Source organism: Gulosibacter sp. 10 (genome assembly GCF_900163695.1).
Classification (GTDB): Bacteria; Actinomycetota; Actinomycetes; order Actinomycetales; family Microbacteriaceae; genus Gulosibacter.
Genome location: NZ_FUIC01000038.1, coordinates 19,839 through 33,766, shown reverse-complemented (window position 1 = coordinate 33,766; position 13,928 = coordinate 19,839). Strand labels below are relative to the sequence as shown.

Here is a 13,928-nt window from a genome sequence, read left to right as displayed (position 1 = left end):
AGGCTCGGGCGGGCATGAGGATCGTCATCGCACCGGACAAGTTCAAGGGCTCCGCGAGCGCGGTCGAGGCCGCCGAGGCGCTGGCCGAGGGCGTGCGCGAGGCGCTCGAGGGCGCGGAGGTGCGCTGCCTGCCCATGGCGGACGGGGGCGAGGGCACCGTGGACGCGGCGATCGCCGCGGGCTACGAGCCCCTCGCCACCCGGGTCCGCGGACCCCTCGGCGCGCCGGTCGAGGCGCGGTGGGCGATGGACGGCCGGACGGCCGTGATCGAGATGGCCACCGCCTCCGGACTCGAGCTCGTGCCCGAGGCCGAGCGGGATGGCCCGGCCGCCACCTCCTTCGGCACGGGCGAGCTCATCACCGCCGCGCTCGATGCCGGGGCCGACCACATCGTGCTCGGCATCGGCGGCAGCGCGTCGACCGACGGCGGCGCCGGGATGCTCGAGGCCCTCGGCCTGCGGCTGCGGGACGCGTCCGGCCAGCCGGTCGGGCCGGGCGGGCTCGGCCTGCTGCGGCTCGCCGAGGTGGACGCCTCCGAGCTCGACCCGCGCATCCGCGACACGCGCTTCACCCTCGCGAGCGACGTGGACAACCCGCTGTGCGGGCCGCGCGGCGCCGCGGCGGTGTTCGGCCCGCAGAAGGGGCTGGCGCCGCGCGAGGTCGAGCAGGTCGACCAGGCGCTCGCCCGCTGGGCCGAGCTGCTGTGCACCGCCCTGGACCGGCCCAAGAACTTCGGCAACCGGCCCGGCGCGGGCGCCGCGGGCGGGGTGGGCTTCGCCGCCCTCACCGCGCTCGAGGCGTCCGCCCGGCCGGGTGCCGAGCTCGTGGCGGAACTCGTGGGGCTCGACGCCCTGCTCGAGGACGCCGAGCTCGTGATCACCGGCGAGGGCAGCTTCGACGAGCAGTCGCTCGGCGGCAAGACCCCGATGGGCGTGCTCGCCGCGGCGAAGCGCCGTGGCGTGCCCGCGGTGGTGGCCTGCGGCCGCTCGCTGCTCGAGGAGCGGCAGTGGCGCGAGGCCGGATTCGCGGCCTGCTTCGACGTGCTCGGACGGGCAGGATCCACCGAGGAGAGCATCCGGGGCGCGCTGCCGCTGCTGCGGGGCATCGGCGCCGAGATCGCGCGCACCGCGCCGTTCGCGCAGACCGCCGCGGCGGCGGACGGATAGGCCGCTCCGCGGCGATGCGGGACGCGGGCGAGGGCCCGCGTCCCGCATCGCCCGTTTCCGGGCCGGGCGGCCCGGGGCGGGAGCGGGGACCGCGGCCATCCGGCGCGGTCCCGGGCGCGGCCGAGGGCGCCCCGTGCGATAGGGTGACCTATGTGACAAACGCGAACGTTTATGATGCAGTGCTCATCGGCGGCGGCGCCATGTCGGCGACGCTGGCGGCCTTGCTCCTCGAAGTCGAACCCGACTGGTCCATCAAGATCATCGAGCGGCTCGACGACGTGTCCCAGGAGTCCTCCGGGCCGTGGAACAACGCCGGCACCGGTCATTCGGCGCTCTGCGAGCTGAACTACACGCCCGAGAAGAACGGCGAGATCGACATCTCGAAGGCGCTCAGCGTCAACGAGCAGTTCCAGGTGTCGCGCCAGTTCTGGGCCTCGCTCGTCGAGCGCGGCGACCTCAGCACGCCGTCGGACTTCATCAACCTCGTTCCGCACATGACCTACGTCAACGGCGCCGAGAACGTCGAGTTCCTCCGCCGCCGCTACGACCTGCTGCGCGAGCAGCCGCTGTTCTCCGGCATGGAGTTCAGCACCGACCCGGCCGAGATCTTCGACTGGGCCCCCGCGCTCGTCGTGGGCCGGCCCAAGGACGAGCAGATCGCCGTGACCCGGGCCGAGCACGGCACGGACGTCGATTTCGGCGCGCTCAGCCGCAAGCTCATCCAGTCGGCCATCGACCGCGGCGCCGTCGTGCGCCTGGGCACCGAGGTCACCGATCTGCGCCAGCGCCCCGACGGGATCTGGCAGGTCGCCACGCAGGTGCGCTCCGGCGCCGAGAAGGGCCGCCGCAACGTCACGCAGGGCCGGTTCGTGTTCGTCGGCGCCGGCGGCGGGGCGCTCCCGCTGCTGCAGAAGTCCGGCATCGACGAGATCAAGGGCTACGGCGGCTTCCCCATCTCGGGCGAGTTCTTCCGCACCGACAATCCCGAGGTGGTCGCCCGCCACCAGGCGAAGGTGTACGCGATGCCCCCCGTGGGCGCGCCCCCCATGTCGACCCCGCACCTCGACACCCGCGTCGTGAACGGCAAGAAGTCGCTGATGTTCGGCCCCTACGCCGGCTTCAACACCCGCTACCTCAAGCAGGGCTCGCTCGCCGACATGTTCAAGGCGCTGCGCTTCGACAACATCCCCACCTACCTCGGCGTGGGCGCGACAAACCTCGACCTCGTGAGCTACCTCGCGGGGCAGCTCCTCGCCTCGCCCGACAAGAAGTTCGAACAGCTCTACGGCTTCTTCCCCGAGGCCGAGCGCGAGGACTGGCGCCTCATCACCGCGGGCCAGCGCGTGCAGGTGATGAAGAAGAACCCCGCGGGCAAGGGCTACACGCTGCAGCTCGGCACCGAGCTCGTCGCCAAGGGCGACGGCTCCATCGCCGGCCTGCTCGGCGCATCCCCCGGCGCCTCGGTCGCGCCGCAGATCATGCTCGACCTGTTCAAGCAGTGCTTCCCCGACAAGATCGCCGAGTGGGAGCCGAAGATCAAGCAGCTCATCCCCACGTACGGGACCTCGCTCAACGACAACCCGGCGCTCGCGAAGTCGGTGCAGAACTCGACCGCCGAGATCCTCGGCATCGGGAAAGTCGACTAGCGCGATGACGGCGCCGTTCGTGGTCGGCATCGCGGGCGGGTCGGGGAGCGGCAAGACCGAGCTCACACGCTCGCTCGCCGGCCGCTTCGGCGACGACGCGGCACTGATCTTCCACGACGACTACTACTGCAGGCAGGACGAGCTCACCTACGAGGAGCGCTGCCGCACCAACTACGACGCGCCGGAGTCGCTCGATACCGCGCTGCTCGTCGAGCACCTCGACCGGCTGTGCGCGGGCGAGGCCGTCGACATACCCGTGTACGACTACGCGCAGCACAACCGCTCCGACCGCACGCAGCGCATCGAGCCCGCGCCCATCGTCTTCGTCGAGGGCGTGCTCCTGTTCGTGGAGGAGGAGCTGCGAGAGCGGCTCGACCTCAAGCTCTTCGTCGACACGGACGCCGACGTGCGCATCCTGCGCCGGCTCAAGCGCGACGTGGTCGAGCGCGGGCGCACCGTCGAATCGGTCGAGGCGCAGTACCTCGCGACGGTCAAGCCCATGCACGACCGCTACGTCGAGTCCTCGAAGCTGTGGGCGGACGTGATAGTGCCCGAGGGCGGCTACAACCACGTCGCCCTCGAGACCATCGCGGGCGGCCTCGCGGCCAACGTCGCGAAGCTCGCCGCGCGGGACTGACCGGGCCGCGCGAGGCCCGGCCGTCCGGCGGCTCTCCGTCAGTCGCGGACGACGAGCACGAGCTTGCCCGTGGTGCGGCCGGTCTCGCCCGCCTCGTGGGCGTGGGCGGCCTCGGCGAGCGGATAGGTGTCCGCGATGGTCGCGCGCAGCCGGCCCGCCTCGACGAGCCCGGCGATGGACCGCATCCCGGCGTGATCGGCCTCGACGAGGATGAGCTCCGCGCGCACTCCCGCGCGCTCCGCCTCCTCGTGCAGACCCTCGGCGGGCACCGGCAGGGTCGAGACGAGCACCCCGCCGGGGCGGAGCGCGCGCAGCGAGCGCAGCTGGTAGTCGCCGCCGATCGTGTCGAACACGACGTCCGCGTCGCGCACCGCCTCGGCGAAGTCGGTCGAGCGGTAGTCGATCATCTCGTCGGCGCCGAGCCCCCGCACGAACTCGTGCTTCGGAGCGCTCGCGGTGCCGATGACGTGCGCGCCGCGGGCCTTCGCGATCTGCACGGCGAGGTGGCCGACCCCGCCCGCGGCTGCGTGGACGAGCACCCGCTGGCCCGCCTCGAGGCCGGCGGTGTCGACGAGCGCCTGCCACGCGGTGAGCGCCGCGAGGGGGAGCGCGCCGGCCTGGACGTGATCGATGCCGAGCGGCTTGGATGCGAAGGCGCGGGCGGGCCCGACGACGTATTCGGCGTGCGAGCCCGCCCCGTGCGGATAGGGCAGCATGCCGAAGACCTCGTCGCCGGGCTTCCAGATGGTCACGCCGAGACCGACCCGCTCCACCACGCCCGAGACGTCCCAGCCGAGCACGTAGGGCGGCTCGCCCAGGAACAGGCGCGAGGCGCGGTGCTTCCAATCGGTGGGGTTCACGCCCGCGGCGTGGACGCGCACGAGAATCTCGCCGAGGCCCGGCTCCGGGCGCGGCACCTCGATCGGCTGCAGCACCTCGGGGCCGCCGAATCGCTCCTGGCGGATCGCCAGCATCCGCGGTCGTTCGTCTCCGGTCTGGTTCGTCGTCATCGCACTCCTCGGATTCGTCGGGACGGCTCGGATCTCTCTACGATGGAGCGTCGCGGAAACGCTCCGGCGCCCACGGCACCCCTGCCAGGATGGCAGGGCGACCTGTGCACCTCTTGACCGGCCGAGCGCCGATCCTCGCGAAAGGACCCTCGTGGCGAAGCTGTATTTCCGGTACGGCGCGATGAACTCGGGCAAGTCGACCGTGCTGCTCCAGACCGCCTTCAACTACGAGGAGCGGGGCCACCGCGTGCTGCTCGCGAAGCCGGTGATCGACACCAAGGGCGCCGACTCGATCTTCTCCCGCCTGGGCATGGACCGGCGGGTCGACTTCCTCATCGACGAGCGGGATCGGCCGCGGGAGCAGTTCCACGCACTCGTGGGCGACCGTCCCGTGTCGTGCCTGCTCGTGGACGAGGCGCAGTTCCTCTCGGCCGCGCAGGTGGACGAGCTCTTCCGCGTCGCCGTGCTCGACGGCATCCCGGTGCTCTGCTACGGCATCCGCACCGACTTCCAGACCGTCGCGTTCCCCGGATCGCGGCGCCTGCTCGAGATCGCGCACTCCATCGAGGAGCTCAAGACCATCTGCCGCTGCGGCCGCAAGGCGGTGCTCAACGGCCGGATGGTCGGCGGGCGCTTCATCTTCGACGGCGCCCAGGTCGCGATCGACGGCGAGGCCGTGGGTTACGAGTCGCTGTGCGGCCAGTGCTACCTGAGGGAGTCCGGTGGGCGCCTCGCGAGCGACGTGTAGCCCGACGGCGTCGCCCCCTGCTCGCGGAGGTGCGGCCTGTCCGGATGCGAGGCTCGTGCGGATGTGAGGGTTATGCGGATGTGAGGCGTATGCGGGGTTTGCGGGGCGGATAGTGTGCGTTTCCCTCGCATCCGCGGGAGTGCGGGGTGTTTCCCTCATATCCGGTGCGGCAGGAGACGTTTCTCTAATATCCGCAGATGCAGGCGGCATTTGCCTCGCATCCGCGGTGCCACCCCGGGGAATGAAAGGGCGGTTTCACGGGCACTGATCGTGTGGCGTTGACACCTTGCCTGCGGACGTGAGCCTCGTGCGAATATGAGCCTCGTGCGGATGTGAGGGTTATGCGGATGTGAGGTGTATGCGGGGTTTGCGGGGCGGATAGTGTGCGTTTCCCTCGCATCCGCGGGAGTGCGGGGCGTTTGTCTCACATCGGCGGAGGCGTGGAGCATTTGTCTCACATCGGCGGAGGCGTGGGGCGTTTGCCTCACATCCGGCTTGAGGCGCGAGACGTTTCCCTCGCATCCGCGGGAGTGGGAGACGTTTGCCTCACATCCGGCCGGGGACGCGGCGGCTCCCTCATAGCCCCGGCGCCGGCCGTGGGGAATGCGAAGGAGATATCGCCCGGGATGGCGACTCGCGAGCGGCGCCGCCCCGAACGCGACGCGCCCCTCGACTCCGCGGACGGAGACGAGGGGCGCGAGGACGGGCGGGCGTCAGCGCGAGCGCTGCTGGCCGCCCTGGGGCTGGCCGGAGCGCTGACCGCCGCGACCGCGGCCGCCGCGCGAGCCGCGCGACTGCTGCGAGGCGGGCTGACCGCTGCCCTGGCCCTGGGGCTGACGGCCGCCGGCCTGGCCCTGGCGGGCGGCGCGGGCCGCCCGCTTGCGGCGGGCGTTGGCGCCGTTCGAGCTGCCCGAGGGCTGGGCCACGGGAGCATTGCCCGCGCCGGGGCCGCCGGGGACCGGGGCCACGTGCGGGGCGGTCTCGCCCACGAGCTCGTTCACGAACGGCGACTCGGCGTGCGCCTGGCGCGGCTGCACCGAGATCTGCGCGCGGCGCAGCAGCTGCATGGTGTCGCGGCGCTGCTCGGGCAGCATGATGGTCACCACGTCGCCCTCGGCGCCGGCGCGGGCCGTGCGGCCGGAACGGTGCAGGTAGGCCTTGTGCTCCGCGGGCGGGTCGACGTGCACGACCAGCTCGATCGCATCCACGTGCACGCCGCGGGCGGCCACGTCCGTGGCCACGAGTACGCGCACCTCGTTGCTCGAGAACGCCGCGAGGTTGCGGTCGCGCGCGTTCTGCGACAGGTTGCCGTGGAGGTCCACGGCGGGGATGCCGGCGGCGGTGAGCTGCTTGGCGAGCTTCTTCGCCTGGTGCTTGGTGCGGGTGAAGAGGATGCGCTTGCCGAGCCCGCTCGCGAGCTTGCGGATGAGCTTGGTCTTCTCGGCGGTGCCCTCGACCTCGTAGAGGTGGTGGGTCATCGCGGCGACGGGGGAGTTGGCCTCGTCGACCGAGTGCAGCAGCGGCTCGTGCAGGAAGCGCTTCACGAGCTTGTCCACGCCGTTGTCGAGCGTGGCGGAGAAGAGCATCCGCTGCCGGCCCTTCGGGGTCGCGTTGAGGATGCGGGTGACGACGGGCAGGAAGCCGAGGTCGGCCATATGGTCGGCCTCGTCGAGCACCGTGACGCTCACGTCGCCGAGGTCGACGACGCCCTGCTTCATGAGGTCGTCGAGCCGGCCGGGGCAGGCCACGACGATGTCGACGCCCTTGCGCAGGGCGGTCTCCTGCGGGCCCTGCTTGACCCCGCCGAAGATGGTGGTCACGGTGAGGCCCTCGGCGGCCGCGAGGGGGCCGATGACGGCCGCGACCTGGGTCGCGAGCTCGCGGGTGGGCAGCAGCACGAGGCCGGTGGGGCGGCGGCCGGGGCGGCGCGCGCCGCGGGTCAGCTCGGCGACGCGCACCACGAGCGGGATCGAGAACGCGAGCGTCTTGCCCGAGCCGGTCTTGCCGCGGCCGAGGACGTCCTTGCCCGCGAGGGTGCTGGGCAGGGTGGCCTGCTGGATGGGGAATGCCTCGTGCCGGTCGGCGGCGTCGAGGACGGCTACGAGCGACGACGGAACTCCGAGGTCGGCGAATGCAGTGGACATGAAAACCTTTCGATATGGGGGTGCTCGGATCGCGCGGTCGGACCGTGCATTGGGGCGGTTTCCGACTGAGGAGCGTGCGAATCGCACGGCGCTGAATCCGGCAAACGGGAACAGCCCGGACTCTCGATGGAGAGTCCGGGCTGATCCATTCGTCGGGATGACAGGATTTGAACCTGCGACCTCCTCGTCCCGAACGAGGCGCGCTACCAAGCTGCGCCACATCCCGATGTCGTCGAATCGACAACTCAACGATAATAGCGCACTTCGAGATGCGCCGCACCTCCGACGCGTTCGCGGACGGCGGCGCGGGGCGCGGGCTCGCGCGCTACTCGGCGGGCAGCAGCCGCAGCAGATTCGCCTCGGGCGGGCAGAAGAGCCGCACCGGGGCGTAGATGGAGGTGCCGAGCCCGCGCGAGACGTGCAGCGGCGCGGCGCGGCCCCCGGCCTCCCACGAGGAGAGGCCGCCGACCTGGTCGAGCGGCAGATCACAGTTCGCGACGAGCGCGCGTCCCCCGGGCAGACAGACCTGCCCGCCGTGCGTGTGGCCCGAGAAGATCGCATCCACGCCCGCCTCGGCCACGAACGGGTCGAGGATGCGCCGGTACGGCGCGTGCACGAGCCCGAGCGTCACGTCCCACTCGCCGTGCGCGGAGACCTCCTCGAGCGAGGCGAGGGCCTGGCCGAGCCGGTCCGCCTCGATGTGCGGGTCGTCGACCCCGATCGCGCGGATGCGGAGCCCGCCTGCCTCGACGATGGCCGCCGAGTTGGTGAGGTCGATCCAGCCGAGCCCGTCGAAGAGCGTCATCCGCAGCGCGAGCTCGTCGAGGTCGCGCTCCCGCCTCGTGTGCGGCCGGTTCGGCAGCAGGTAGGTGAGGGGGTTCTTCAGCACGGGGCCGAAGTAGTCGTTGGAGCCGAACACCGACAGCGCGGGTACGCCGCGGAAGGGCTCGAGCATCTCGGCGAGGTCGGGGATCGCATCCCGGTGCCCGAGGTTGTCGCCCGTCGCGATGACGAGGTCGGGCTCTAGCCCGGCCAGCGACTGGACGAAGCGCCGCTTCTTGCGCTGCCCGGGGGCGAGGTGGAAGTCGGCGAGCTGCAGCACGTCGACGGGACGGCTCCCGGGCGGCAGGATGCGGAGCTCGTGGGTGACGAGCCGGAAGCGGCGGCGTTCGACGCCCGCCGCCCAGCCGAAGGCGGCGAGGCCGCCGGCAGTGATGCCGGCGGCCCCGATCAGCGCGGTGCGAAGGTGCTTATTCAGCTTGGATCCTGACGGTCGAGTCGGGAGCGACGTTCGAGCCCGCCCCCGGCGTCGTGCTCTTGACGGTGCCGCCCTCGGGGCCGCGCCACTGGAAGGTGGCACCGATATCGCCGAGGCCGGCGTCGCTCAGGGCGCTGACCGCCTCGTCCTTGGACATGCCCTTGATGTCGGGCATGGGGATGCCCTCGCGATCATCGTCTTCGTCGCCGCCGTCGCCCTTGCCGTCGGAAGGACGGATGGTGACGGTCGAGCCCTTCGGCACGCTCGTGTTCGAGGACGGGTTGGTGCGGCCCACCGTGCCGGCCTTCTCATCCGACTTGACCTCGTCGCCGACGGCGACCACGAAGCCCGCGGCCTCGAGGGTCGAGGTGGCCTCGGTGACCGACATGCCGCGCACATCGGGCACCATCACGTTCTCGACGCGCATCGACTCGGCGGATGGATCGGGGAACGAATCCGCGCCGTACTCGGGGATCGCGGCGGACATGAGCCCGTTGGTGATGCCGTGCCGGGCGTTGTTGTAGCCCGAGTGCAGCATCGAGGCATCGCCGGTGACGTTGCCGACCCACACCGCGGAGGCGACGCCGGTGGTGGCCGCGATCATCCAGGTGTGCTTGTCGCCCGACTCGGTACCGGTCTTGCCGATCAGCGGCCCGAGACCCGGGTTCGAGGCCGCGCCCGTACCGCCGCTGGTCACCGACGCCATCGCGTAGGCGACGCCGTTCGCGACATCGGGGGACACCGCCTCCTGGCAGTTGCTCTCGGGCGGCGCCACCTCGGTGCCGTCGCGCATCGTGATCTTGGAGATCGCGATCGGCGAGCAGCTCACGCCCTCGTTCGCGATCGCGGCGACGGCCGTGGCCATCGACAGCGGGGCGATGTTGTTCGCGCCGAGGATGGCCGAGGGCATCGTGTTCATCGGGTTGCCCTGCGCCTCGTGCGCGCCCAGCGACTCGGCGATATCGGCCGTGACGCACTGGTCGAGCTGCTCGCCCATGGCGGCGTACGCCGTGTTGATCGAGTCGCGCGTGGCGGTCACGGCATCCACCGAGTTGTATCTCGCGTCGCCGTAGTTCTGGATGTCCCAGGTGCCGCCCCACGGCCCGTTGCACGAGTCGGCGAAGTTGGCCTGGTTGAACGGCCGCTTCTGGGCGTTGATCTGCTCGCGCAGGGAATGGCCGGATTGCAGCCAGTTCGCGAGGGTGAAGATCTTGTACGTCGAACCCACCTGGAAGCCGACGGATCCGCCGTAGTCGTAGTCGGTGTTGTAGTTCACCGAGGTCTTCGTCGGATCATCGGCCGCGGCCTCGGTCTCGTCGAAGTCCTTGTTCTGCTGCATCGCGAGGATGTGGCCCGTGCCCGGCTGGACCACCGAGGCGGCGGCGCCGATGTCGATGCCCTCCACCGAGTGCGGCACGGTGTTGTTGATGGTCTCGGTGAGCGAGGCCTGCAGGTCGAGGTCGATCGTGGTGTCGATCTGGTAGCCCTTGGTGCGGAAGTTGAACAGCCGCTCCTCGTAGGTCGAGCCGAAGGTCGGGTCGTTGAGCATGACCTTCTGCACGTAGTCGCAGAAGAACTGCGAGTTCTCCTCCGCGTTCATGCAGCCGTGCTCGGGCTGCGTGATCTTCGGCTCGATCGGCGTGTTCTTGGCCTCCTCGTACTCCTCCGTGGTGATCGCGCCCTCGTCGTGCATCCGGTAGAGCACATAGTCGCGGCGCATCGTGCTCGCCTCGAGGTTGCTCTCGTCGTCGATGCGGAAGGCGTTCGGGTTCTGCACCATGCCCACGAGCGTGGCCGATTCCGCGAGGGTGAGGTCGGCGGCCGGCTTGCTGAAGTAGTACTGCGAGGCCGACTCGATGCCGTAGGTGGTGCCGCCGAAGAGCGCGATGTTCAGGTAGCCCTCGAGGATCTGCTCCTTCGAGTACTGCTGCTCGACGCCGATCGCGAGCCGCATCTCCTGCAGCTTTCGACCGATCGTCTCGACCGTGGCCTCCTCGTACGCCTGCTGCCGCTCGACCGGGTCGAGGATCGCCTCGGCCGCCTGGACGCGCTGGTTGCGGACGTACTGCATCGTGATGGTCGACGCGCCGCCGCCGTCGCCGATGAGGCCGACCAGCGCCGCGCGGACGGCCGAGACGACGTCCACGCCGCCGTGCTCGTAGAAGCGCGGGTCCTCCGTGGAGATCGCGGCGTCGGCGACGTAGGGCGAGATGTCGTCGAGGGAGACCTCGACGCGGTTCTGGAGGTAGAACTCGGCGATCTTCTCGCGTTCCCCGTCCCGCTGCCCGTACAGTTCGGTCTTCTGCTGCAGCGGCTGGATCTGGAGGTACGTCGGCAGGGACTCGAAGAGGGTGATCGTCGAATTCGCCGCGACGCCCGCCACCGCGATCACGGGCGTGATCAGCGCTGCGACGAGGATCCCGGCGATACCGCTCATACCCAGCATGCCCAGCACGGTGGCCAGCACATTCCGCTTGGGCGCAGTCGAGGAGTTCGTAGGCATAGGAACTAGGGTAAATCGAAAACGTCGATTCGGGCACCGATTCCCAGTCTTTGGTTCGCTGGTAGCACACGCGAATGGGCCGGTGACCGCACAAAACGAAAGGCTGCCGCATGCAGAAATGGGAGTACTTCATCACGCCGTTGCCGCTGCACACCCCCGGCGCGATCCTCAACAACTGGGGCAAGCAGGGCTGGGAGCTCGTGCAGATCGTCACCAACGAGCAGGGCGGCACGGTCGCGTACATGAAGCGCCCGCTTGCCGAGGAGGCCGGCGCATGAGCCGCACCGAGACCCGGCTCGGCGAGCTGAGCCTGAGCCTGCCGCCCGTGGCCGCCCCGGCCGGGGTCTACGTGCCGGCCGCCGGGCACGACGGCCTCGTGCACACGTCGGGCCAGCTGCCCTTCGTCGAGGGCGCGCTGCCCGCGACGGGCAAGGTGGGCGCCGAGGTGCCGCTCGAGCAGGCGCAGGAGTTCGCCGCCATCGCGACGCTCAACGCCCTCGCGGCGATCAAGCAGGAGCTCGGCGATCTCGACCGCGTCACGCGCGTGCTCAAGGTCACGGTGTTCGTCGCCTCCGACCCCTCGTTCACCCAGCAGCCGCAGGTGGCCAACGGCGCCTCCGAGCTGCTCGGCGAGGTCTTCGGCGAGGCGGGCACGCACGTCCGCTCGGCGGTGGGGGTCGCGGTGCTGCCGCTCGACTCGCCCGTCGAGCTCGAGGTCGTCGTCGCGTACGAGTAGAACCTGCTCCGCGATGGCGACGGGCCGGGACCCCGGCTCGTCGCCATCACGGAACGCCCCGGTGTCAGCCGCGGGCGCGCACCTGCTCGGTGATCGCATCCATCACGCTCGCGTCGGTGAGGGTGGAGGTGTCGCCGGCGGGCTTGCCCTCGGCGACGTTCTTGAGGAGGCGGCGCATGATCTTGCCGGAGCGGGTCTTCGGCAGCTCGGCGACGGGGTACACCGCGCGCGGACGGGCGATCGCGCCGATGCGCTTGGCCACGTGGCCGCGCAGCTCGGCCTCGACGTCGATCGAGGCGGCGGCCTCGCGCTGCGAGTCCTTGAGCACGACGAAGGAGACGACCGCCTGACCGGTGGTCTCGTCCTCGGCGCCGACCACCGCGGACTCCGCCACGAGCTCGTGGTCGACGAGCACGGATTCGATCTCGGTGGTCGAGAGCCGGTGCCCCGAGACGTTCATGACGTCGTCCACCCGGCCGAGCAGCCAGAGATCGCCGTCGAGGTCCACGCCGGCGCCATCCCCGGCGAAGTAGCGGCCGGGGAACTGCGACCAGTAGGTGTCGATGAACCGCTGGTCGTCGCCCCAGATGCCGCGGGCCATCGAGGGCCACGGCTCGGTGATCGTGAGCAGCCCCATCTCGCCGGGGTTCACGCGCTCGCCCTGCTCGGTGATGACCTCCACCGAGATGCCGGGCACGGGCTTCTGGCCGGAGCCTGGCTTGAGCGCGTCCTGCGTCGCGATCGGCGCGATCATGTGCGCCCCGGTCTCGGTCTGCCACCACGTGTCGACGATGGGGGTCCGGTTCGAGCCGATCACCTCGCGGAACCACTCCCAGGCCTCCGGGTTGATGGGCTCGCCCACCGAGCCGAGCAGCCGCAGGCTCGAGAGGTCGTGGCGCTGGGGGATCTCGCGGCCGCTCTTCATGTAGCCGCGGATCGCGGTGGGCGCGGTGTAGAAGGCGGTGACCCCGTACTCCTCGATGATCTCGAACCAGCGGTCGAGCGAGGGGAAGTCGTGCGCGCCCTCGTACATGATCTGGGTCGCCCCGTTCGCGAGCGGCCCGTAGACGATGTAGCTGTGGCCCGTGACCCAGCCCACGTCGGCCGAGCACCAGAACACGTCGTCCTCGCGCTGGTCGAAGGAGGTGCGGAACGTGAAGGCGGTCTGGGCGAGGTAGCCGCCGGAGGAGTGCCAGAGCCCCTTCGGCACGCCCGTGGTGCCGGAGGTGTGCAGGATGAAGAGCGGATGCTCGGCCGGGAAGCCCTTCGCCTCGTGCGAGTCGGAGACGCCCTCGAGCTGCTCGTGCCACCAGAGGTCGCGGCCCTCGACCATGTCGACCTCGTGCTCGGCCCGCTGCACCACGAGCACCTGCTCGACGGGGTGCCCGGGCTCGGCGAGCGCCTCGTCCACGGTCTCCTTGAGGGGGAAGACGCGGCCCTTGCGGTTCGAGCCGTTCGCGGTGATGACGAGCTTGGCGCCCGAGTTCTCGACCCGCGAGCGGATGGCGCTCGCCGAGAAGCCGCCGAAGATGACCGAGTGGGTGGCGCCGATGCGCGCGCAGGCGAGCATCGCGAAGACCGTCTCCGGGATCATCGGCAGGTAGAGCGTCACGACGTCGCCGGCCCGCACGCCGAGCTTCTCGAGGAGGTTCGCGGCGCGCTGCACCTCCCGGTGGAGGTCGGCGTAGGTGATGGTGCGGGTGTCGCCGGGCTCGCCGATCCAGTGGATCGCGACCTTGTCGCCGCGGCCGGCGGCGACGTGCCGGTCCACGCAGTTGACGGCCACGTTGAGCTCGCCGTCGGCGAACCAGCGCGCGAACGGCGGATTAGACCAGTCCAGCACCTCGGTGAAGGGCTTCGACCACTCGAGCTCCCGGGCCTGCTCGGCCCAGAAGCCGAGGCGGTCGGCGGCCGCGCGCTCGCGGAGGTTCTCGGGGATGCTCGTCCCGGCCACGAACTCGGGCGCGGGCGGGTAGCTCTCGATCGGGTTGATGAGCTTGTCGATCTTGTCGCCCTCTGGTGCTGACATCCTCGTCCTCACTATCGTCTTCGTCACCGCGGCGTCTTCGCCGCACCAGGG

General features: G+C 70.7%; 11 protein-coding genes and 1 tRNA gene. 6 read left to right on the top strand and 6 right to left on the bottom strand.

The window, feature by feature from the left end:
• Positions 1-14 precede the first annotated feature (14 nt).
• The 3 genes from FM112_RS13970 to udk all read left to right on the top strand — a co-directional run bounded on the left by FM112_RS13970 (position 15) and on the right by udk (position 3,449).
• Positions 15-1,166, top strand: a complete 1,152-nt coding sequence (locus tag FM112_RS13970; protein ID WP_087008653.1) for a glycerate kinase — start codon at positions 15-17, stop codon at positions 1,164-1,166.
• Between the two features lie 152 nt (positions 1,167-1,318).
• Entirely contained in the window at positions 1,319-2,812 is a 1,494-nt protein-coding gene (mqo, locus tag FM112_RS13965; RefSeq protein ID WP_254910510.1) for a malate dehydrogenase (quinone), read from the top strand.
• A gap of 4 nt (positions 2,813-2,816) precedes the next feature.
• Positions 2,817-3,449, top strand: coding sequence for a uridine kinase (udk, locus tag FM112_RS13960; RefSeq protein WP_087008649.1), 633 nt, complete (start codon positions 2,817-2,819; stop codon positions 3,447-3,449).
• Positions 3,450-3,487: 38 nt separating this feature from the next.
• Here the strand turns inward: udk and FM112_RS13955 are convergent, their stop codons facing one another.
• Positions 3,488-4,459, bottom strand: coding sequence for an NADP-dependent oxidoreductase (locus FM112_RS13955; protein ID WP_217874600.1), 972 nt, complete (start codon positions 4,457-4,459; stop codon positions 3,488-3,490).
• A 151-nt stretch (positions 4,460-4,610) separates the two neighbouring features.
• Here FM112_RS13955 and FM112_RS13950 point away from each other — a divergent pair, with 151 nt between their 5' ends.
• Positions 4,611-5,207 (top strand): thymidine kinase, encoded by a 597-nt coding sequence (locus FM112_RS13950; protein WP_087008647.1) that lies wholly within the window; start codon positions 4,611-4,613, stop codon positions 5,205-5,207.
• A gap of 713 nt (positions 5,208-5,920) precedes the next feature.
• Here FM112_RS13950 and FM112_RS13945 read toward each other — a convergent pair.
• The 4 genes from FM112_RS13945 to FM112_RS13930 form a co-directional block, all read right to left on the bottom strand.
• Entirely contained in the window at positions 5,921-7,351 is a 1,431-nt protein-coding gene (locus FM112_RS13945; protein WP_087008645.1) for a DEAD/DEAH box helicase, read from the bottom strand.
• Between the two features lie 152 nt (positions 7,352-7,503).
• A tRNA-Pro gene (locus FM112_RS13940) sits at positions 7,504-7,577 on the bottom strand.
• A 99-nt stretch (positions 7,578-7,676) separates the two neighbouring features.
• Entirely contained in the window at positions 7,677-8,453 is a 777-nt protein-coding gene (locus tag FM112_RS13935; RefSeq protein ID WP_254910508.1) for a metallophosphoesterase, read from the bottom strand.
• A gap of 148 nt (positions 8,454-8,601) precedes the next feature.
• Complete coding sequence (locus tag FM112_RS13930; protein ID WP_087008643.1) at positions 8,602-11,112, bottom strand: transglycosylase domain-containing protein; 2,511 nt, start codon at positions 11,110-11,112, stop codon at positions 8,602-8,604.
• A gap of 110 nt (positions 11,113-11,222) precedes the next feature.
• On the opposite strand from FM112_RS13930, the gene FM112_RS16960 reads away from it, so the two are divergent.
• Positions 11,223-11,390, top strand: a complete 168-nt coding sequence (locus FM112_RS16960) for a DUF4177 domain-containing protein (RefSeq protein WP_140400704.1) — start codon at positions 11,223-11,225, stop codon at positions 11,388-11,390.
• Positions 11,387-11,848: a RidA family protein gene (locus FM112_RS13925; protein WP_087008641.1), complete on the top strand. Its 462-nt coding sequence runs from the start codon at positions 11,387-11,389 to the stop codon at positions 11,846-11,848. Before FM112_RS16960 ends, FM112_RS13925 begins: the two co-directional genes overlap by 4 nt.
• Before the next feature lie 64 nt (positions 11,849-11,912).
• Here FM112_RS13925 and acs read toward each other — a convergent pair whose 3' ends face one another.
• Positions 11,913-13,877 (bottom strand): acetate--CoA ligase, encoded by a 1,965-nt coding sequence (gene acs, locus FM112_RS13920; protein WP_087008639.1) that lies wholly within the window; start codon positions 13,875-13,877, stop codon positions 11,913-11,915.
• Between the last annotated feature and the right edge of the window lie 51 nt (positions 13,878-13,928).

Excerpts from the sequence above, each read along its gene's own strand:
- FM112_RS13970 (WP_087008653.1), top strand. The coding sequence starts at position 15 with ATGAGGATCGTCATCGCACCGGACAAGTTCAAGGGCTCCGCGAGCGCG.
- udk (WP_087008649.1), top strand. The coding sequence starts at position 2,817 with ATGACGGCGCCGTTCGTGGTCGGCATCGCGGGCGGGTCGGGGAGCGGC.
- FM112_RS13955 (WP_217874600.1), bottom strand. The coding sequence starts at position 4,459 with ATGACGACGAACCAGACCGGAGACGAACGACCGCGGATGCTGGCGATC.
- FM112_RS13945 (WP_087008645.1), bottom strand. The coding sequence starts at position 7,351 with ATGTCCACTGCATTCGCCGACCTCGGAGTTCCGTCGTCGCTCGTAGCC.
- FM112_RS13930 (WP_087008643.1), bottom strand. The coding sequence starts at position 11,112 with ATGCCTACGAACTCCTCGACTGCGCCCAAGCGGAATGTGCTGGCCACC.
- FM112_RS16960 (WP_140400704.1), top strand. The coding sequence starts at position 11,223 with ATGCAGAAATGGGAGTACTTCATCACGCCGTTGCCGCTGCACACCCCC.
- FM112_RS13925 (WP_087008641.1), top strand. The coding sequence starts at position 11,387 with ATGAGCCGCACCGAGACCCGGCTCGGCGAGCTGAGCCTGAGCCTGCCG.
- acs (WP_087008639.1), bottom strand. The coding sequence starts at position 13,877 with ATGTCAGCACCAGAGGGCGACAAGATCGACAAGCTCATCAACCCGATC.